Source organism: Pseudoalteromonas sp. DL2-H2.2, assembly GCF_021532535.1.
In the GTDB taxonomy this organism is placed as follows: Bacteria; Pseudomonadota; Gammaproteobacteria; order Enterobacterales; family Alteromonadaceae; genus Pseudoalteromonas; species Pseudoalteromonas rubra_A.
Genome location: NZ_JAKGBD010000003.1, coordinates 437,203 through 457,105 on the forward strand (window position 1 = coordinate 437,203; position 19,903 = coordinate 457,105).

The following is a 19,903-nucleotide window of genomic DNA, read 5'->3' on the forward strand; positions in this document are numbered from 1 at the left end:
ATGTCCACACAGGGGAGCAGGATGAAAACGCCGCATGTGTTAGTGGTTGACGATGAGTATTTCAATTTTGAAATGCTCTCTATGGCTTTGTCTGATGCCTTTAAGTTCAGTTATGCTGAGTCGGGCAAGAGCTGCCTGTCTAATGCGATAGCCGATCCGCCGGATGTGATTTTGCTGGATGTGTGCATGCCCGGGCTGGATGGCTACGACACGTGTCGGATGCTAAAAAATACGCCAGAGACCAGAGACATTCCGGTGCTTATGGTGTCAGGCCTTGAATCGGAGCAGGAGAAGCAAGCAGGCTTTGATGCAGGCTGCGATGCGTATGTGGTTAAACCTTTTTCAATGCAATCCTTATCGGAAAAAATAAAAAATATGGTGCAAATTATTCCCAGGTAATTTTTTGCAGGCAAGCAATGATAATAAAGAGTGGAGCACGCCATGATACACGAGGATAAACGGCGCTTTATGCGCATGATGGTCAATACCCAGGCACAGTTAACGGTGTTGTCCACGGGTCATAAACTGCAAGGCATCTGCCACGACTTAAGTGCCACGGGGCTCTCAATCATTGTGGACGAGCCACTGGAAATGAATGAAATGCTGGAGGTATTTATCGACAGCCACGGTGGCTCTATTCCTCCTTTGAATGCCCATGTGAAAGTCATCCGGTGCGGTAATAACAGCGAAGGCGATGGCTATATGCTGGGCCTGGAAATCGTGCAGTTTAATTAGCCGCCTTCATCTTCTTAGCAACCTGGCTTGTCTGGCATCCGACAAGCCAGCCACCCAAGCAGGCACGCAGGTGTGTTCCTGCTTTGGTAAATTTTGTCACCACTTCCACACTATTTGCACATTGACCTTACATACTGATTAGCATCTGGTCTTATACCAATTTGCTTAATTGAGTGTTCTATTTGAGGCGAGAAAATAGAGTCGATAACCAGGCAAGAATTTTGCTATTTATTTGTTATAAATGAGAAATTTTTAACACCGTTAGCGTCCTATTTGCTCCGTCAAATTGACCAAGTATTAAGTACAATTGGTATTATATGTTCTGAATTCCATTCACAGAGGTAGTTATACCATGAAACTGACAATACGGCACAAGCTGCTGGCTATTTTGCTGTTGGTCAACACCGTATTGATCATGGCGATTTACTTTGCTAATCAGGCGGCATTTGAAAAGAGCTTTCGTGATTATATTCAGCAAAACAGCCGCGCCCGGCTGGTTGCGCTGATGCCAAGCATTCGTGACAACTTTGCTCGCTATGGAGACGACTGGGTATATCCTCGTCATCCCGCCTGGCATCAGCTGGTAAGAGAACTACGAGGGAACGGCAGAAGTGCCACTTCGTCCACTGCGACCCCTTCCTATGACAGTTACGACAGTCCTGCCATGCAGCGCCCGCGCAGACCATCAGATCTCACTGAGCGGGGTCCGGAACCTGGTTGGGACGGTCGTGGCATGCGCAATGAGCAAGCCCCTCAGGCGCAATATCACACCGACAGACGGCCAAAGCCCGGCGCGGATCGCCCGCCCAGAGGCGAGCGCGGAGATCACCCTCATCAAAAGCGCAGACCCCCCAGAGGACGTTCTGATAGTATGGGTGGTCGACTGGTATTTAAAAACGCCGCGGGTGAGCAGGTGATTGGTTCTTTGACGACAACCAGAAGCACTTTATGGGAGCCTGTACATCAGTCGGATTCCCCATTGTCACCAGTGCTGGGGTACGTGGGTTTGGAAGATGGCCTGGTTATCAGCAATCGCTTTGACAGCTTATTTGCAGAGCGACAAAAAAACTGGTTTATGTACATCGCCATTGTGGCCCTGATAGCGTCGAGTTTACTGGCTATCCCGTTCAGTCACTTTCTGGTAGCGCCGGTACTGGCGCTGCGCCGCGCCGCACAAAACCTGGCTAGAGGCGATTATCAGAGCAGTCTAAACCCCGACAGTAATGACGAGCTGGGCATGCTGGCAAGAGACTTGAATACGCTGTCCGAGACCCTGCGGGAAAACCAGCAAGCCCGACAACAGTGGATTGCCGATATTTCTCATGAACTGCGCACGCCAATCGCTGTGTTTAAAGCTGAGCTGGAGGGCATGATCGATGGTGTGATAGACACAGATCCCGCGCAGTTGCAGTCCTTACATGAAGAAATCAGTCGCCTGACTCAGCTGGTGGATGACTTGCACCAGCTCTCTATGTCGGACAGAGGTTCACTGAGTTATCAAATGTCATCACACTGTCTCGGCGAACTGGTCGAGCAAACCTTTGGCAATCATCAGGCGCAGCTAACCAACCGCGGCTTTGAGTACCAGCTTAAAGGAGACGCACGGAGCCTGATGACGTGTGACGACAGAAGAATGACGCAGCTGTTTAGTAATCTGATGCAAAATACGCTGCGCTATACCGATTCAGAGCTGCACAATCCTGGGCAAATTCGGGTGACCATTAAACAGCAGGGCGCACAAACAGAGATCGTCTGGGAAGATAGCTCTCCCGGCGTGGACCCCGAGCTGCTGGATAAATTGTTCGACCGGTTGTTTCGCGTTAAACAGGCCCGAGATCGGGTCTCGGGCGGCTCAGGTCTTGGGCTGGCCATTTGTACCAGCATAGTTCAGGCCCATAATGGCACAATTTCAGCGCGCGAGAGTGAGTTAGGAGGCTTGGCTGTGGTGATGCGTTTTACTTAAAAGGGTTGTAAATTCAAGCGATTTCACTTAGCTTTGGGTAAGAGAAGACCCAAGGTGAAAGTGAACGCCTAAAATGCAAAAAGTACTGATCATAGAAGACGAGCAAAAACTTGCGACCATTTTGGGCAAGTACGTTACCCAGGCAGGCTATGAGCTCCACATGGTGCATGATGGCGCCGATGCCATGGCCGCCGTGGAAAGCTTTAAACCCGATATTATTTTGCTCGACCTGATGTTACCCAATGTCGACGGTATCGTGATCTGTCGGGAAGTGCGCCGTCATTCTATGGTACCGATCATCATGACAACCGCCAAAGTCGAAGAAATAGACAGGCTACTGGGTCTTGAAGTCGGGGCCGATGATTACGTTTGCAAGCCCTACAGCCCACGAGAAGTGGTTGCCCGGGTTAAAGCCATTTTGCGTCGGGTCGGGTCGAATGTGCCACAGTCTGAGCAATTGACACTGGACGAAAACACCTTGTTCGTGAGTTATCAGAATAACTCTGTTGAACTGACTCAGGTTGAATTTGTGTTGCTGCAAACGCTGGTTGCACATCCGGGGCGTATTTATAATCGCTCGCGACTGATGGACAACATTTACGACGACGACCGCATCGTCAGTGACCGCACCATAGACAGCCACATTAAAAAGATCCGCAAAAAGTTGTCGCAGTTGTCTCCTGACAGCGAGTTTATTCACTCCATTTATGGTGCGGGTTACAAATATGAGCTGACAAACTAGCTCAGTTTCGTATGGATAAATCTCGGACTCTGTCGCCCTGGCAGCAGGCATTTTGTGACAATCAGGGCCTGGATGCGCAGTATATCCAGCCACTGGCACCGGTTACGCGCTGGCTGGCGCAGCAGGTTGAGCAACAGGTGCCTTTGTGCCTTGGGATCAGTGGCTCACAGGGCAGTGGCAAATCAACTCTGGCGACGTATTTAAAAGCCTATCTGATACAATGCGGGTTTAATGCTGAATGTGTATCGCTGGATGACTTTTATCTGAGCCGGGCCGAGCGCGCAAAACGTGCCGCAGATATTCACCCTTTGTTTCAAACCCGTGGCGTCCCCGGCACGCATAACACCGAATTAGCAGGGGACGTGCTTGCGCAATTTCGAGCCCGTCAACCTTTGACCTTACCCCGCTTCGACAAGTCTACGGATGAACCATTTGAGCCGGAAAAGTGGACAAAGACTGAGGCGCTGGATGTCCTCATTGTTGAGGGCTGGTGCCTGGGCGTCGAGCCACAAACTGAGCAACAACTCAGTGGTCCGGTTAATTCGTTAGAACAAAACCAGGATCCAGAAGGGCGCTATCGCCATGCGGTTAATCACTTTCTTAAAGCAGACTATCAGCCGCTGTTTGCGCAGCTGGACAAGCTCATTTTCCTCAATGCGCAGGCGTTTACTCATGTTGCCCGCTGGCGCTTTGAACAAGAGCAAAAGCTTAGCCTGTCTGGCACTCAGGCGCGCCGCATGTCACAGTCGGAAGTGGCGCATTTTGTGCAGTTTTTTCAGCGTCTGACACAGTGGGGATTAGCAACTTTGCCAGAGCAATGCGACATCATGCTCAGGCTCTCACCGCAGCGCCAGATCACCGAGACGGTACTTCACAATTAACCCACATTAATGCGTTAGGGTGGGGGAAATAACGACGGAACAACACCTATGAACAATATCGCTTTTTCCTTTTCGACCCTGTTGCTGCTGAGTTCTATGAGTGTCAGTGCTGAGCAAGCGCACAGCGGAAAAATTCAGGTTGAAACCCTGACAAAACAGCAGCACAGCTGGAATGGTGCAGTTTTACCTGCCTATCCTCAAGGTCAGCCAGAGGTGCAGATCATGCGTTTTACCATTCCCGCGGGACAGACGCTGCCAACGCATAAGCACCCGTATATTAATGCCGGACTGTTGTTAAGCGGCGAGTTACAGGTCGAAACACAAAGCGGGGATATCATCCACATCAAAGCGGGTGATACCCTGGTTGAGGTCGTCGATACCTGGCACTGGGGTAAAAGCGTAGGTAAAGAAGCCGCGCAGATAGTGGTGTTTTATGCCGGCGTTAAAGGTCAGCCGGTGACACTCAAAAAACAATAGCTTTGGCTGCACCGCTTCAGAGCCAGTTAGCGGTGCAAGCGGGTTTAACTGACACAGATCCCATATCTGGGCAGAATATCCACAATGATACTTTGGCGATGTTTTTTCGCCGCATCATGAAAGTGCTTCCAGTCACTGTGCATAAAGTCCGGGTGGTACTCGTAGCAAGCCTCATCGCCCTGTGCCAGTGTGGTGCCAAGGGCCTGATACTTCCAGGATCCCGGACCTTTGGCGATATAACTGAGCTGGTGGGCACCCAGACCAAAGTGGTCGGCGGCAATGGCATCCAGCCACTGCTGGTGTCGCAGCTCAGGATCATCACTGGTGAACTGAGCAAAACACTGTGCAATCTGCTGTTTTACATTCGGCGATAGCCCGGTGATGGGCTTGACCAGGTACGTCTGAAAAACCTTGCATAGCTCGTCTGCGGCTTGCAAAAAGTCAATCGGGTTATTGCGCTCAATGTGCTCCCCTAAACCATTTTGATAAGACCAGTGCTGGTGGGGCAAGTCCGGATGAGACAACGCCTGACCATGGCCCAGGCTGGGAATGTTGTCTTGCAGGATATTGGCAAAATATCCGCTGACTTTTGCGATCAGCGAGTGATGTGTCTGACCATTGTGATCTTTGATATCGCGCACATGATTGACTGGGTGGTCAACACCGGCAAAGCCCCGGTGACCCCAGGTGTCAATAAACACGTGTGCCGTGATACCCAGTCTGTGCAGTGAATTAGGGCGGTCTTTGTCCGCTAACACCTCTGCGACCATGTCTTTGGCCACATACGAGTGAGGCTGACAAATGAGCTTTTGAATAAAGCTGCCACTGGGATTTTGCCCCGCCGGTAGTCCGCCATTGCCCGGTAAAAAATGAAATGGCACCCAGACTTTCATGTTTTTCAGACTGTCCAGGTTGCGATATTCAAGCATTTTATGGGCGGTCGCAATACGCTCATAGGCAGCGCCATTGCTAAATTCAATGTGGCCATAGTTGGTGGCATCATCCACATATTGTGCCGCATGGGCAATGGTGTTGGCCTGAGCAGGCGAGAAGCCGGCATCTCGGGCTATCACCCAGGTCATAGCGTGATGAAGATCAATTTGCATTATTTTTCCCTGCGAAAATCGATTAATGCACTAAACGGTACACTATTCAATGAATTAATCCTACTGATAGCGACACGAAACCGCTATAATGGCAGCCATTTTCAGGTAATTGTATACGGTATCGCGTGGTACCGCAGAGAGTGTGTATGAGTAAAGGTTTTATGTTGGTTTGTGATGGCAGTAACGGTGCGGGCAAAACAACAGTGATCCAGGGCATTGCCGATTATCTTGAGCAAAAAGGGTATGACGTGGTACTGACCCGCGAACCGGGCGGTACGCCAATCGGTGAAAAAGTCCGTAGCGTTATCCTCGACCCCAGTACTCCAGAAATGGGGTCAATGACCGAGTTGATGTTATTTGGCGCGGCCCGTGCACAACACGTCGAGGAAAAAATCCGTCCGGCCCTTGAAGCTGGTAAAGTGGTGATCTCTGATCGCTTTGATGCCGCAACATTCAGCTTTCAGCATTACGCACGTGGCATCGACCTTGAGACGATCACAACCATTAATGAGTTGGCCTTAGGTGGCTTCAAGCCAGATATGAACCTTATCCTGGATTTAGACCCTCAGCTGGGCCTGCAACGCGTCAGTCAGCGCGGTGAAGGGCTGGATCGCCTCGAAGATGAAAAAATGGAGTTTTTACATCGTGCCCGTGAGGGCTACCTGGCTCAGGCTAAGGCCGACCCCGCGCGCTTTAGTGTGATTGATGCATCCCAGGACAAACAATCGGTGCTGTCGGATTGCCTCAAAGTGGTAGATGCTGTGATTGCAACAAATCGTAACAGTAAAAACGATTAGCGAGTGTCCAGATGTATCCTTGGCTAGAATCGGTTTTTACCCAATTGCATACCAGTTATCAGCAACAGCGTTTCCATCATGCGCAGATGCTGTATGGCATGGCGGGAGTGGGAAAGCTGGAGTTTGCACACACGCTCGCTGCGGCATTACTATGTAAGCAAGCAGGCACATCACTCGTTGCCTGCGGGCAATGCAAAAGCTGTTTGTTACTGGAAGCTGACAATCATCCGGACAAGCTACTGATCGCCGCTGAGTCGCAAAGCATCAGTGTTGATGCGATACGCAGTCTGAACGACTTTATCTTTCACTCAGCACAGCAGGGTGGCAATAAAGTGGTGGTGATCGATGGCATAGAAAAACTCACCGAGTCTGCGGCCAATGCATTACTAAAAACCCTGGAAGAGCCCGCCAAAGGCCGCTATTTACTGCTACTGTGTAATGATACCGCCCGCGTAACAGCCACAGTATTGAGTCGCTGCAACAAGATGAATGTGGCGGTAGTCGATGGCAGGGGGGTTGAGCAATGGCTGGCAGAGCAGGGGGTCCATAGCGGGCAATATCCCTGGGTCAGTCAGTTTATCTCGCAGCCGCTTTTATTGCTCAGATGGGCACAGGCACAGCAGCTGGGTGATATCGATGCTTTGTGGCAGCAGGCGCAGCGTCTTGGAGAAGGGGTAAATAGTGACACACTGAGCAAGGCTTTGCAGGCAGACATCAGCTTGATCAAAATATTTTGCGGGTTTGCCGTGGCCGCCATCAACGCTAAAATGGCATCGGGACAGCTGGATTTCATCAAAGCGCAGGCGGCTATCACCAGCATAAGGCGGTTTTCAGTAGACCAGCAAACTGTGTTAGGCTTAAACTTGTCCCTGAGTCTGTCACGATTGTGCTATCAGTTGCAGCAAACCTTAAGATAGGAGTCAAGGTGCAAGAAATACTCGTTGATTTTGAAGACAATGACGAATTATATCGCAGTTATATGCCGTATCAGAAAAGTGGTGGTTTGTTTGTGCAAACCAATAGTCGCTACGAGATGGGGCAGGCACTGACGTTGCGCATTACTTTACCCGATGCGCTGGAAGAAGACGTTGTTACCGGTAAAGTCGTTTGGATCACGCCACAAGGAGCGCAGAACTCCAATCCACCCGGCATTGGTGTGGGGTTTGAAGCCGAAGACGAATTGCTGAACGATAAAATAGTAAAAATACTGGGCACTAAGCTGAATTCCGGCAAGCCCACCTACACCATGTAAGAGTTGTTATGATTGTAGATTCTCATTGCCACCTGGACAGGCTGGACTTTGATAAAATAGGTAAAGACCTGCCTGAGATCCTGACCGATGCCCGAGCCAAACAGGTGGAGCACTTTTTGTGTGTGAGCGTGACCCTGGCGCAATTTCCAGCCATGCTGGAAAAGATTTTACCCTTTGACGATGTGTCTGCATCTTGCGGCGTACACCCGCTTAACCAGGACGATGCATTGGACCCGGTATTGCTCAGAGAGCTGGCACAACACCCTAAGGTGGTGGCCATCGGCGAAACGGGCCTGGATTACTACTATTCAAAAGACACCCACCAGGTGCAAAGAGACAGTTTTGCACAGCACATTGATATTGCCAATGAGCTGAGCAAGCCATTGATCATCCATACCCGCGACGCCAGGCAGGACACCCTGGATATCATGCGTGCGCATAACGCGCAGCAGTGTGGCGGTGTTTTGCATTGTTTCACCGAAAACTGGGAGATGGCTAAGCAAGCCATTGATATGGGATTTTATATCTCTATTTCCGGGATTGTGACCTTTAAGAATGCTGTTGAGCTGCAAGATGTCGTAAAACGTTTACCACTCGACAGACTACTGATTGAAACGGACTCGCCGTATCTGGCACCGGTACCGCATCGTGGTAAAACCAATCAGCCTGCCTACGTGCAGGATGTTGCTTATTTTATTGCGGATTTAAAAGGGATTAGTTACAAGGAGTTAGCTTGCGCCACAACGGAAAACTTCTACCGTTTGTTTGGCCTTGCTCAGCGTGGTAATGCCAGCTAACAGCGCCCATTTACCTTATGTGTTGCTCGGCCCTATGGTGCGCCGGGCAGAACCCACGCAATTTTGCCTGCAGTTTGTAACTACTGCAGCACCCGACTTTGAGGTTGAAGTTGAGGGCACTGACGTGGAGTCACAGCTGAGCGAAATACGCCTCGGGACTTACCTGTATCTTTGCTTTGTGTTGGTTACGCCAAAAGCAGGCCGCTTTGCGTGCGATACCAATTTAAGCTATCGCGTAAAGGCGGACGGTCAATGGCTGGACTTAAGTGAGCTCAGCTATACCGAGGCGCCTCAGTTAATGATCCCCAATACTTTGCGCAGTGTGTTGCATGGCTCCTGTCGTAACCCCCATCATCACAGCCGTGATAGTCTGGCAAGCGCAGACGATTACCTGAGCGATACTTTACACAATAGTGCTAAACGGCCCGCTCTATTAATTATGTCCGGCGACCAGATTTATGCAGACGATGTGGCAGGGCCTATGCTGATGGCGGCGCATTCACTGATCGCGCAGCTTGAAATCTATCCTGAGGACAATGTTGCGCTGAGCTTGCCTGACTCGCTACAGCAGCAGCTCTATCAGCGCCATCATTGGTTGCCAAAAACGCCCTGGCAGGAGCGCAGTAAATGGACGCTGGGCCACTGGTTGAAAAAAGACGAAGTTCATTTCTCCAGTGTAAAGGCTGGCAACCACCTGGTTACGCTGGAAGAATTTATTGCCTGCTATGTGCTTAATTTCAGTTCTCAGGCCTGGCAGTTAGTTGACTTGCCGCAGTTGCACGGACAGTCGCTGAACCACGCACAGTCACTGGAATTTGCCGCCGATAAGCGGGCACTGGAAGGGTTTATAGATACTTTGCCCGCCGCACAGCGTTTGTTTGCCAATGTGTCTACCCTGATGATGTTTGACGACCATGATGTAACCGACGACTGGAACCTGACCGCGCGCTGGGAGCAAAATATTGCCAATTCGCCGGCGAGCCGTCGGATCATCGCCAACGGACTGATCAGTTACTGGCTGTTTCAGGGCATGGGCAATGATGCGCTGGCTGTAACCGGTAAGCTGCTCGACGGATTTACACAAAGCCTGACTGCGCACAATAAATGGGCGCTGACCAGCTTTGACAAAGCCCTGCACCGTTTTACCCAATGGCACTATTGCCTGGAAACACAACCCAAAGTGGTGGTAGTGGATACACGCACACACCGCTGGCGCAATGAGCAGGACTTTAATGAACCAAGCGGGCTGATGGACTGGGAAACCCTGATGGAACTGCAGGAGCAAATGCTGGATCAGGACAGCGTGTTGTTGGTCAGCCCGGCGCCGGTGTTTGGGGTTAAGGCCATTGAAACCATACAGGCGGTATTCAATGCCTGTGGGCATCCTTTGGTGGTTGATGTTGAAAACTGGATGGCCCATGAGGGAGCCGCGAAAAAGCTGATCGACATTTTTAAGCGCGAAGATACGCCCTCAGAAACCATTATTCTCTCGGGGGACGTCCATTATTCGTTTTGTTTCTCAGTGGCCGCTCGATTTGGCCGCCATGATAATCGCATCTGGCAGCTTACCTCATCAGGGATCAAAAATGAGTTTCCCAAGCGATTGCTACATGTGCTCGAAAAGCTGGACACCTGGCTGTTTGCGCCCTGGAGCCCGTTTAACCTGTTCACAAAACGCTGGCAACTGTCGGTGCGCAAACATCACAGTGACAGCCCTAAAAAACGCTACCTGGTGAGCGCGTCAGCAATCAGCCTGGTCGAATTAGAACAGGGGCGCCTAAGCCGCTACCGGCTGTTAAGAGGCGATGGTGAAATGACAGAATTTGCGCTGACAGAGCACGATGACACGTGTTGTTAGCAAGGTAAGCAACATCTCAGCCGGATTGTAAAGTTTTGCTATAGTTACAACAAAGAGCCTGCATAAAAGGTGAACGGGTTGTATCAGCAACACAAAAAACAAACCAAGCTTTGCATCCTGCTCACAGTGGTGCTGTGGCTATGCTCTGCAAACCTCTTGGCAGTGCCAGTGTTTTCGGATACCGCGCAGGTAATGCGTCATTACGACTATGAGTCTGGCCTCAGTCAGGTCAGTATTACGGCGATTGAGGAAGATCAGCTCGGCTATATCTGGATAGGGACTCAGGCGGGCCTCAATCGTTTTGACGGCCACTCCTTTAAGCAGTTTATCAGTCGTCAGCAAGATCCCTTTTCACTGGCAGGCGCTTTTATTACGGCCTTGTGCCACAGTGGCGAGTCGTTGTGGATTGGCACCAGCACCGGCCTCAGTGTTTATCATACCGTCACGGGGCGTTTCCAAAGCTTTTTGAGTGATTTTAGCCCGCTTATCCCATCCGACAGAGTGCAATCCATTGGCTGTCAGGGGGCTGCTATCTCGGTGACCACCGAAGATGGTTTTTACTACGTCATAGACAAAGCCACTTTAGAGCCGCGAGAGCTTGCGCTGGAAGGCGACTTCATCCGCTATGTGACTGTGTATAAAAATCTGGTGTATTACTTATCCGATCAGGGATTGGTTGTTAATAATCGCCAAACCGGGCTCACGACATTGCTGTTAGCGGGTGACTTTAAATCTTTAACGGTCAGTGGTGAGCGTGCCTTTTTGATTGGCAAAGATAATCAGCTCACCGCCTATGATACGCTGTTTGAGCGAGCGTTGTGGCAAAGTAACATTGCGCGGGATACAAACCTGGTACTGCATTCGGTGTTTGCATCGGCCGGGGAGCTATTTGTTGCAACCAGTCATGGCGTGTACTTGCTCAATATGAAGGGCGATATCAAAAAGCGCTGGTACAAACGGGGCAACAATAAATCCGGTTTACAGGACAGTAGTATTCTTTCGGTGTTTCGCGATAGTAACAGTGACCTGTGGATTGGAACGGAAACCCGTGGGTTACACTTTATCAGCCAGCTGAGTGAAACCTTTGGCCACGTGGGCGAATATAACTATCCACACGCCCCCTTGACTAACTCAGATGTACGTAGCTTTGCGTTGGATGCCTCTGACAGGCTATGGGTGGCAACCTCCAACGGCGGTTATATTTTTGAGCAGCAAAGGTTTGTTAAAGCGGAGCAGCTCTATCCGCAGCTTGCGCGTTTTGCGAACAGTTTTATCACTAAGGTGCTGATTGTCGGCGATCATGCCTGGCTGACTTCACGCGGCGCTGGGGTGGCGAGGCTTAACCTGATAAGCGGCGAGGTCACCTACTTTACCCCCGACTTCGGTAACGGGCCGGAACTGAGTTTTAACGACATTACGGTGTTCAAACAGCTGGTACTGCTTAGCTCCCGCACCTTAGGTTTACTCTATTATGACGAAGCCCAGAACCAATTGATGCCTTTTTTTGCACCATCTGTGTCGGTACCTAACCATGTGTCGTCGGTACTGGTGGATGGCGACGGCTTCTATTTTGGCAGTGTTGGTGATGGTCTATATCATTACGATGGCCAGAATATCAAATCACTCACCACCAATAATGGCCTGGCGTCAGATATTGTCTTTATGTTGTCCCGCGATTCGCTTGGTGCTGTGTGGGTTGCCAGTGAGTCTGGTGTCAGCATTATCAATCAACAGTTTGAGGTCGAAAAGGTATTAAGAGTGGCGGATGGCCTGGCCAATGAAGCCATCTGGGCCATGGTATTTGACCAGCAGGAGCATGTCTGGCTTGGTACCAGTGGTGGCCTGAGCCGGGTGAATATTCACGACCACAACATCGACAACTTCCTGGTGGTTGATGGTGTACAGGATAATGAGTTTAACTATAACGCCGCCTGGCTGGCACCGGATGGTCGGGTGTTTATTGGTGGCGCCAAAGGGTTTAATCAGTTTTATCCGGAGCAGATCCGGATTGCCTTTGGGATCCGGCCATTACTTATTTCTAATATCGAATTGCTGGGTGAAGTCTTACACCCCGAGGCCAGCAGTGAACTGACGCTGGCACCTGAGCTGACCGAAAAACTGGAGCTCACGCACAATCAGGATATTGTTTCTTTGCATTATTCCAGCCTGGATTATGGCTCAGAGCGGTTGAACTTTTTTTATCGGATTGTCGGGCTGAGTGACAAATGGCTGAAGCTGGCCGATGGCGTCAGGCAGATCAACCTGCTCAAGCTGGAGCCCGGTAATTATCAGGTTCAGACCTATACCGTAAACCGCTTTAACCAAAAGTCACCAGTACATCGTTTTACCATTCACATTAAGGCGCCCTGGTGGTGGGACTGGTATTCAAAAACCTTTTATATTGTGGCACTAACTCTGAGCTTTGCTTTGTGGCTCAGGCAGCGTCAGGCCCGCTACCGTCAGGTCGTGAATGACAACCGGGTGATGAACGAGCTGCAACAGCGCCTGGAGCTGAGCTTATGGGCCAGTGGAGACGAATTATGGGACTGGCATCTAGAAGACAAAAAAGTTTATCGTTACTGCGTAAAGCCGCGCATTGATTATGGCAGAAACCAAACCACCATGACGGTTGAAGACATAGATCAGTTTGTGCATCCAAAAGATTGTATTGCGTGGGAGGAAAAGATCGAATCATGCCTTGAAGGTGAGCAGGATACTTATGAAATCGCCATGCGGGTTAAAACACTAAAAGATCAGTGGAGCTGGGTGCTGGAGCGAGGCAAGGTCGTAAGTCGTGACCATCATGGTCGGCCACAGCGTATTGTGGGGGCATTAAAAGATATAGCAGAATTAAAAGCACATCAAAATGCGCTACAAACGCTGAACGAGCAGCTCGAAATCAAAGTGGCGATGCGCACGGATGAACTGTATAAGAAAAACCAGAAACTCGAGCAGGCCATGATGGAGCTCAAGCGCACCCAGCAAGAGCTGATAGAAAGCGAGAAAATGGCGTCTTTGGGTAACGTGGTGGCCGGAATCGCGCATGAGATAAATACGCCGTTGGGGGTGGCCATTACGGCGCTGACACACAATCAGGAGTGTCTGCATAATATCGACGAAAAGTTGCAGAAGAAGCAGTTACGCCAAACAGATTTAGAGCGCTCAAATGCCGAGCAGCAAGAGGGGTACCGACTGATCCTGCGTAATCTGGACCGGGCTCAGATGCTGATCAGCAACTTCAAACAGGTTGCCGTAGATCAGTCTAGTGAGGTAGAGCGGGATATCAATGTGAAAGACTATATTGCCGATGTGTTCAGTTCTTTGTTACCGCTCAGCAAAGGTAAAGAGATCAGCTTGTCCATCACAGGAGACGATGACATGCTGGTAAATACCTATCCGGGCGCTATCTACCAGATCATGACCAACCTGTTTAATAATTCAATGATCCATGGCTTTGAAAAGCATCCAAAAGGCAAGGTCGACGTAACAACCCATATGGCTGAGACACACTGGCTGCTGACCTATCGCGATGACGGGATAGGGATGTCAAAAACGGGGTTGAAAACTCTGTTTGACCCGTTTGTCACCACCAAAAGAAGCCAGGGGGGGTGCGGTTTGGGCATGCACATAGTGTATAACCTGGTCACGCAGCTGCTCAAAGGCGAGATCTCGGCGAGTTCAACCCCGGGAGAAGGCATTGAAGTCACCATTAAGGTGCCATATACCCCACCTAAAGGCGACGAGCTTGAGGAACAAAGCCGCGCTTAAGGTCCATGCACAATGAGAAGTATCGTTCGTTTGTAAAAGCAACATAGACCATATTGCTGTAGTATATGGCTTATCCATTTGTGGGCACATGGTTACACTAAGTAGGGCAAAGGCTTAAATGAGTGCATATTATGTCTGTGCTCTGAAGGCTTTGAGTTTAAAAATTGGATATCAAGAGAACAATAAAGAACAGCCCAAGTGAAAGTCTCAGAATTAGCGTGCAGCCATTCGGACTTAGGAGTCATCGCCAATTGGTATTACCAGCAATGGGACAGTAATACCAATTTCACTTAATACCTGTTCAATTTGACGGAGCAAATATGACGCTAACTGCGTTAAAAATCTCTCATTTAGAACAACTAAATAGCAAAATTTTTGCCTTGTTATCGACCCTATTTTCTCGCCTCAAAATAGCACACTTAATTAAGCAAATTGGTATAAAGACCCCCATGCCACAATACAGAGTGTGATTGATAAAATATCGTCCTCTGATTCGCGCACAGGGTTTGCCGCCTATATTGACGATGAGCTGGTTGGTGCAGGTGAAATTAAGCACCAAATATTCCCTAATCACCCAGACTACCAATACTGGCAGGATGGCGTGTATGTGCCAACAGAACAGCGTGGCAAAGGCATCTCAACAGCTTTGGTTGAGTTTGCGATTGCCAAGGCGAAAAACTTAAACTGGCCCGCATTGTATCTTTGCTGTGAAGCGCATCTGGTAAAGTTATATGAGTCACATGGATTTAGCGTCGCTAATATGGACGAGCACAAGTTCATTATAGTCCATGCATTAACCCACTGAGCAATTGGAAACAGAGGGGCGCTGATAAGCCCCTGAGTATTAAAAATCACACATAGGGAGTCTTTGTGGTAGTAACGAGTAACGCGCAGTTAATCGAGCAGATTGCGAAAGCAAAAAAACCAAAATTTGTCTTTTTCTGGGGCCACCAAAAAGCCAAGTCAGGTGTCTCTAAATCTTGTTTCAGTCAATGGTATCCGGCGCGCTTTGAGCAGGATGGACTGGTCTTCAAAACCGCCGAGCACTATATGATGTATCATAAGGCGATGCTATTTGATAATCATGACGTGACGCAGCGTATTTTACAATGTGGCCACCCCGGTGAGGCCAAAAAGTTGGGCAGAGCTGTCACCGGTTTTGATGAAGCCACCTGGAATGCTAAGCGATTCGATATTGTTGTCAGTGCAAACATGCTGAAGTTTGCTCAAAACCCTGAACTGAAGGAATTCTTGTTTTCAACTGGCAAGAAAATCCTGGTTGAGGCCAGTCCGGTGGATAAAATCTGGGGGATTGGTCTGGCTGAGGATCACGAGTTTGCAAGCGTCCCTCAGAAGTGGAAAGGACTCAATCTGTTGGGCTATGCCCTGATGACAGTACGCGACCAGTTGTCACAGGACGCCTAAGTAGTTTTAACAAAAAACGGGCCTTGTGGCCCGTTTTTGATTCCATTTTAACCGGGTTGCGGTTTACATTACACGCATGCCAGGCTGTGAGCCTTCATCCGGATTAAGAATGTAAATCTCTTTACCACCTGGGCCTGCGGCCAGTACCATGCCTTGTGACATACCAAAGCGCATTTTACGTGGCTTCAGGTTGGCAACCATTACAGTGAGCTTGCCGATTAAATCTTCCGGTGCATAGGCCGATTTAATGCCAGCAAATACCTGACGAGTTTCACCGCCTAAGTCCAATGTCAGCTTCAGTAGCTTATCTGCACCTTCGACGTGCTCGGCATTGGCAATTTTTGCCACGCGTAAGTCAACTTTAGCAAAATCATCGAACTCGATTTCGTCGGCGATGGGCTCTTTAGCCAGCGGGCTGTCAGCCGCTGGCTGAGCGCTTTGACCGCCCACTTTCTTCTCCAGGCTTTCTTTCGAAGCGTCAATCATGGCAGTGACTTTATCCAGTTCAACACGTTGCATCAGTGCCTTAAACTTGTTGATTTCATGGTCAACAAGTGGGGTTTCCAGGCTATCCCAGCTGAGCTCGGTATTTAAAAAGGCTTCAACATTGGCCGCCATGCCCGGCAGGATCGGCTTAAGATAAGTCAGCAATGCGCGGAACAGGTTAAGACCCATTGAACACACCTGATGGGCGCGCTCTAAGGTGTCTTCATTTTTAGCCAAGACCCACGGCGCCTCGGCGTCGATAAACTGGTTGGCTTTGTCAGCAAGTGTCATGATCTCGCGTACAGCGCGGCTGTATTCGCGGTTTTCATAATGACCGGCAATACTGTCTTTGGCTGCCACAAAGCTGCTCAGAAGCGCTTCATCCATTACGGTACCGCTTAGCTTACCACCGAACTTTTTGGTGATGAAGCCGGCACAGCGGCTGGCGATGTTGACGACCTTGCCAACCAGATCTGAGTTAACGCGCTGGGCGAAATCTTCCAGGTTCAGATCCAGGTCAGTAACACCGCTGTTCAGTTTAGCGGCGTAGTAATAACGCAAATACTCAGGATCCAGGTGCTCCAAGTAGGTGCGTGCTTTGACGAAAGTGCCCTTTGACTTCGACATTTTCGCGCCGTTTACGGTGACAAAGCCGTGAGCGAAGACGTTGTTTGGCTTACGGAAGTTTGCACCGTCCAGCATAGCCGGCCAGAACAGGCTGTGGAAGTAAATGATGTCTTTACCAATAAAATGATAAAGCTCAGCGTCAGACCCCTCAGCCCAGAACTCGTCAAAGTTCAGGCCCTGTTTGTCACAGAGGTTTTTAAAGCTGGCCATGTAGCCAATCGGCGCATCCAGCCAGACATAGAAGTATTTACCTGGCGCACCTGGAATTTCAAAGCCAAAGTATGGCGCATCGCGGCTGATGTCCCATTGCTGCAAGCCATCTGCAAACCATTCATCCAGCTTGTTGGCCATTTCAGCCTGCAGACTGCCAGAGTGCAGCCAGGTTTTTAGCATGTCTTCAAATGCGGGCAGGTCGAAAAAAAAGTGCTCGGAATCTTTCAGCACAGGTGTCGCGCCCGACATTACAGACTTAGGGTCAATCAACTCAGTTGGGCTATATGTTGCACCACAGGCATCACAGCTATCGCCATTTTGGTCTTCTGCTTTACAGGTTGGGCAGGTACCGGTCACAAAGCGATCCGGCAGGAAAATGCTCTTTTCAGGATCAAACAGCTGAGAGATAGTGCGCTTTTTGATGTGACCTTTGTCGTTCAGACGCGTATAGATCAACTCACTCAACTCGCGGTTTTCATCGCTGTGGGTGCTATGGTAGTTGTCAAATTCAATATTGAAGTCGGCAAAGTCTCGTTGTCTTTCAATACTGACTTGCTGAACCATTTCTTCCGGTGTAATGCCCTGCTTTTGTGCATTGAGCATAATCGGGGTGCCGTGTGCATCGTCGGCGCACACATAATAGGTTTCGTGGCCTTGTTGCTTCTGGAAGCGTGCCCAGATATCAGTTTGAATATATTCCAACAGGTGACCCAGGTGAGTCGGTCCATTGGCATAGGGCAGTGCACTCGTTATGAGAATTTTTCTCTTTGTCATAGTTATTCCATGAAAATAGAGCGGCTCAGTTTGGCTTTGCAGATAGGCTGACTGGCACCTGACTCGGTGCTTTTTTTTAACCTCATCTATACAGAGCACAAAAACTTCGGCCCGGTCTGTGCGTCAATTATTGCTAAAAGACTGACCAGAACGGCCGGGAAAATCCCGGCAGACGCGAATTTGACTGGTTTTAATGAGGTGAATGTTACATAATTCCAGCGCCCATTTCATCACCTCAAGGCGTTTTATTTGTATGTTTGGTATTGAAAAACTATTTACGAGGAAGGACCCCATCAAAGAACAGATTAAAACTCACCTGCAACACTACCGTAGTGCGATTTTTCCAATGGGGATCGATACGCAGTGGATAACGGAGATAGTAGAGGGGCAAGCGAAAGGCACGAGCTGGCAAGTGTCATTGACCTTACCCTTTGCAGCCTCCGGGCAAGGCGAGATACTGGCCTCACATTTGAGTGATTCCTTGAACACCGACATTCGCGTTACCTGCCACACAGCCGTGGCCGGTACAACCCAGTTTAAGCAAATCAAGCATATTGTGTTGGTGGCTTCGGGCAAAGGCGGCGTTGGCAAGTCAACAACCGCCGTGAATCTGGCTGCGGGATTGGCATCTCAGGGTGCTCAGGTTGGGATTCTGGATGCCGATATTTATGGTCCTTCTATTCCTTCATTATTGGGACTGACAGGACAACAGCCTGAAGCACTAGACGAAAAGACCTTAAAGCCGTTTGAGAAAGATGGGATCAGGGCGATGTCCATCGGCTTTTTAGTCGCTCAGGACGACGCAACTGTGTGGCGTGGCCCGATGGCGTCACAGGCGCTTGCTCAGTTACTAAATGAGACCGCATGGGGGGAGCTGGACTACCTGATAGTAGATATGCCTCCGGGTACAGGCGACATTCAACTGACCATGACGCAAAAAGTCCCTGCCAGCGGCGCTATTGTGGTAACAACGCCACAGGACCTGGCCCTTGCTGATGCCCAAAAGGGCATTGCGATGTTCAACAAAGTTAATCTGCCGATCATCGGCCTTATCGAAAATATGAGCTACTTTACGTGTCAGCATTGCGATGGCAAAAATGCAATATTTGGCAGTGAAGGGGGAGCGAAGTTGGCTGCTCGCCATGGTGTCCCGTTACTTGCTGAAATTCCATTGGATACGGGCATTCGGGAAAACTCAGAGCAAGGGGCTAACATCACAGCTCAGGCACTGGCGATAAAAGATCATTATATTTACTGCGCGCAGTTGGTGAGCAGTATGCTGTATTTACAATCGAAATCGACTCAAGGAGTCGAAATTCTAATAACGGATGACTAAGCAATGAGACTCTCCGACAGAGACATAAAAGAAGCAATAAAAAATCAACACATTCAAATTGTGCCATCGCCGGGCGATGAGATGATCTCAGGGGTAACCGTTGACCTGCGTCTGGGTAATAAGTTCCGGGTGTTTCAGGATCATGCCGCACCTTATGTTGATTTAAGTGGCCCTAAGGAGCAGATCAACGCGGCGATGGAGTCCATTATGAGTGACGAGATTGTACTTGAGGATGGTCAGGCTTTTTTCCTTCACCCGGGTGAGTTGGCACTGGCCATGACCTATGAATCTGTGACTTTGCCAGCCGATCTGGTTGGCTGGCTGGATGGCCGCTCCTCGCTTGCCAGATTGGGTCTGATGGTCCACGTGACCGCACATCGCATTGATCCGGGCTGGTCAGGGAATATTGTGCTGGAATTCTATAACTCAGGTAAATTGCCATTGGCTTTGAGACCAAAGATGAAGATTGGCGCGCTGAGCTTTGAGACGCTGAGCAGCCCCGCTGAGGCACCATATAACATGCGTAAAGATGCGAAATACAAAGGCCAGAACAGCGCCATCGCGAGCCGGATAAGCGACGACAATCGCTAATAAAAAAGCTTATATTGCACCGAATAAACTGTGTGGTACGTACCGGGAAAGTACGTGCCATACAGCACCAAGCCC

18 protein-coding genes are annotated in these 19,903 nt (G+C 49.7%); 16 read left to right on the forward strand and 2 right to left on the reverse strand.

The window, feature by feature from the left end:
- The 6 genes from L1285_RS07630 to L1285_RS07655 all read left to right on the forward strand — a co-directional run bounded on the left by L1285_RS07630 (position 1) and on the right by L1285_RS07655 (position 4,798).
- Positions 1-399: a response regulator gene (locus tag L1285_RS07630; RefSeq protein ID WP_010381687.1), complete on the forward strand. Its 399-nt coding sequence runs from the start codon at positions 1-3 to the stop codon at positions 397-399.
- Between the two features lie 42 nt (positions 400-441).
- The gene (locus L1285_RS07635) at positions 442-735 is read left to right on the forward strand and encodes a PilZ domain-containing protein (RefSeq protein WP_235411686.1); all 294 of its coding nucleotides are present in this window, start codon (positions 442-444) and stop codon (positions 733-735) included.
- 352 nt (positions 736-1,087) lie between these two features.
- Positions 1,088-2,698 (forward strand): ATP-binding protein, encoded by a 1,611-nt coding sequence (locus L1285_RS07640; protein ID WP_235411688.1) that lies wholly within the window; start codon positions 1,088-1,090, stop codon positions 2,696-2,698.
- A 73-nt stretch (positions 2,699-2,771) separates the two neighbouring features.
- The gene (locus L1285_RS07645; RefSeq protein WP_235411690.1) at positions 2,772-3,440 is read left to right on the forward strand and encodes a response regulator; all 669 of its coding nucleotides are present in this window, start codon (positions 2,772-2,774) and stop codon (positions 3,438-3,440) included.
- Between the two features lie 11 nt (positions 3,441-3,451).
- Positions 3,452-4,321, forward strand: a complete 870-nt coding sequence (locus L1285_RS07650) for a kinase (protein WP_235411692.1) — start codon at positions 3,452-3,454, stop codon at positions 4,319-4,321.
- 48 nt (positions 4,322-4,369) lie between these two features.
- Positions 4,370-4,798 carry a cupin domain-containing protein gene (locus L1285_RS07655; protein ID WP_235411694.1) on the forward strand — a complete coding sequence of 143 codons (429 nt, stop codon included), beginning with the start codon at positions 4,370-4,372 and terminating at the stop codon, positions 4,796-4,798.
- A 44-nt stretch (positions 4,799-4,842) separates the two neighbouring features.
- On the opposite strand, the gene L1285_RS07660 is transcribed toward L1285_RS07655, so the two are convergent.
- Complete coding sequence (locus tag L1285_RS07660) at positions 4,843-5,904, reverse strand: DUF6765 family protein (RefSeq protein ID WP_235411696.1); 1,062 nt, start codon at positions 5,902-5,904, stop codon at positions 4,843-4,845.
- Positions 5,905-6,050: 146 nt separating this feature from the next.
- On the opposite strand from L1285_RS07660, the gene tmk reads away from it, so the two are divergent.
- The 8 genes from tmk (at position 6,051) to L1285_RS07700 (ending at position 15,801) form a co-directional block, all read left to right on the forward strand.
- On the forward strand, positions 6,051-6,701 hold the full coding sequence (tmk, locus tag L1285_RS07665) for a dTMP kinase (protein ID WP_235411698.1): 651 nt from the start codon (positions 6,051-6,053) through the stop codon (positions 6,699-6,701).
- Positions 6,702-6,712: 11 nt separating this feature from the next.
- Positions 6,713-7,618 carry a DNA polymerase III subunit delta' gene (holB, locus tag L1285_RS07670; RefSeq protein ID WP_235411700.1) on the forward strand — a complete coding sequence of 302 codons (906 nt, stop codon included), beginning with the start codon at positions 6,713-6,715 and terminating at the stop codon, positions 7,616-7,618.
- 8 nt (positions 7,619-7,626) lie between these two features.
- Positions 7,627-7,953 carry a PilZ domain-containing protein gene (locus L1285_RS07675; protein ID WP_046003737.1) on the forward strand — a complete coding sequence of 109 codons (327 nt, stop codon included), beginning with the start codon at positions 7,627-7,629 and terminating at the stop codon, positions 7,951-7,953.
- Positions 7,954-7,961: 8 nt separating this feature from the next.
- Positions 7,962-8,750: a TatD family hydrolase gene (locus tag L1285_RS07680; RefSeq protein ID WP_235411702.1), complete on the forward strand. Its 789-nt coding sequence runs from the start codon at positions 7,962-7,964 to the stop codon at positions 8,748-8,750.
- The gene (locus tag L1285_RS07685; protein WP_235411703.1) at positions 8,740-10,608 is read left to right on the forward strand and encodes a metallophosphatase; all 1,869 of its coding nucleotides are present in this window, start codon (positions 8,740-8,742) and stop codon (positions 10,606-10,608) included. Before L1285_RS07680 ends, L1285_RS07685 begins: the two co-directional genes overlap by 11 nt.
- A gap of 78 nt (positions 10,609-10,686) precedes the next feature.
- Positions 10,687-14,376 (forward strand): two-component regulator propeller domain-containing protein, encoded by a 3,690-nt coding sequence (locus L1285_RS07690; protein WP_235411705.1) that lies wholly within the window; start codon positions 10,687-10,689, stop codon positions 14,374-14,376.
- Positions 14,377-14,842: 466 nt separating this feature from the next.
- Complete coding sequence (locus L1285_RS07695; RefSeq protein ID WP_235411707.1) at positions 14,843-15,181, forward strand: GNAT family N-acetyltransferase; 339 nt, start codon at positions 14,843-14,845, stop codon at positions 15,179-15,181.
- 65 nt (positions 15,182-15,246) lie between these two features.
- Positions 15,247-15,801 (forward strand): NADAR family protein, encoded by a 555-nt coding sequence (locus L1285_RS07700; RefSeq protein ID WP_235411708.1) that lies wholly within the window; start codon positions 15,247-15,249, stop codon positions 15,799-15,801.
- 63 nt (positions 15,802-15,864) lie between these two features.
- Here L1285_RS07700 and metG read toward each other — a convergent pair whose 3' ends face one another.
- Positions 15,865-17,901 (reverse strand): methionine--tRNA ligase, encoded by a 2,037-nt coding sequence (gene metG, locus L1285_RS07705; protein ID WP_235411710.1) that lies wholly within the window; start codon positions 17,899-17,901, stop codon positions 15,865-15,867.
- Positions 17,902-18,154: 253 nt separating this feature from the next.
- Here metG and L1285_RS07710 point away from each other — a divergent pair, with 253 nt between their 5' ends.
- Together L1285_RS07710 and dcd are read left to right on the forward strand one after the other, a co-directional pair.
- Complete coding sequence (locus L1285_RS07710) at positions 18,155-19,237, forward strand: Mrp/NBP35 family ATP-binding protein (RefSeq protein WP_046003743.1); 1,083 nt, start codon at positions 18,155-18,157, stop codon at positions 19,235-19,237.
- Positions 19,238-19,240: 3 nt separating this feature from the next.
- Complete coding sequence (dcd, locus tag L1285_RS07715; RefSeq protein WP_125781960.1) at positions 19,241-19,828, forward strand: dCTP deaminase; 588 nt, start codon at positions 19,241-19,243, stop codon at positions 19,826-19,828.
- The last annotated feature ends 75 nt before the right edge of the window (positions 19,829-19,903 follow it).

Coding starts and splice junctions, on each gene's coding strand:
- L1285_RS07655 (WP_235411694.1), top strand. CDS start 4,370: ATGAACAATATCGCTTTTTCCTTTTCGACCCTGTTGCTGCTGAGTTCT.
- L1285_RS07630 (WP_010381687.1), top strand. CDS start 1: ATGTCCACACAGGGGAGCAGGATGAAAACGCCGCATGTGTTAGTGGTT.
- metG (WP_235411710.1), bottom strand. CDS start 17,901: ATGACAAAGAGAAAAATTCTCATAACGAGTGCACTGCCCTATGCCAAT.
- L1285_RS07645 (WP_235411690.1), top strand. CDS start 2,772: ATGCAAAAAGTACTGATCATAGAAGACGAGCAAAAACTTGCGACCATT.
- tmk (WP_235411698.1), top strand. CDS start 6,051: ATGAGTAAAGGTTTTATGTTGGTTTGTGATGGCAGTAACGGTGCGGGC.
- L1285_RS07635 (WP_235411686.1), top strand. CDS start 442: ATGATACACGAGGATAAACGGCGCTTTATGCGCATGATGGTCAATACC.
- L1285_RS07650 (WP_235411692.1), top strand. CDS start 3,452: ATGGATAAATCTCGGACTCTGTCGCCCTGGCAGCAGGCATTTTGTGAC.
- holB (WP_235411700.1), top strand. CDS start 6,713: ATGTATCCTTGGCTAGAATCGGTTTTTACCCAATTGCATACCAGTTAT.
- dcd (WP_125781960.1), top strand. CDS start 19,241: ATGAGACTCTCCGACAGAGACATAAAAGAAGCAATAAAAAATCAACAC.
- L1285_RS07685 (WP_235411703.1), top strand. CDS start 8,740: ATGCCAGCTAACAGCGCCCATTTACCTTATGTGTTGCTCGGCCCTATG.
- L1285_RS07640 (WP_235411688.1), top strand. CDS start 1,088: ATGAAACTGACAATACGGCACAAGCTGCTGGCTATTTTGCTGTTGGTC.
- L1285_RS07710 (WP_046003743.1), top strand. CDS start 18,155: ATGTTTGGTATTGAAAAACTATTTACGAGGAAGGACCCCATCAAAGAA.
- L1285_RS07660 (WP_235411696.1), bottom strand. CDS start 5,904: ATGCAAATTGATCTTCATCACGCTATGACCTGGGTGATAGCCCGAGAT.
- L1285_RS07680 (WP_235411702.1), top strand. CDS start 7,962: ATGATTGTAGATTCTCATTGCCACCTGGACAGGCTGGACTTTGATAAA.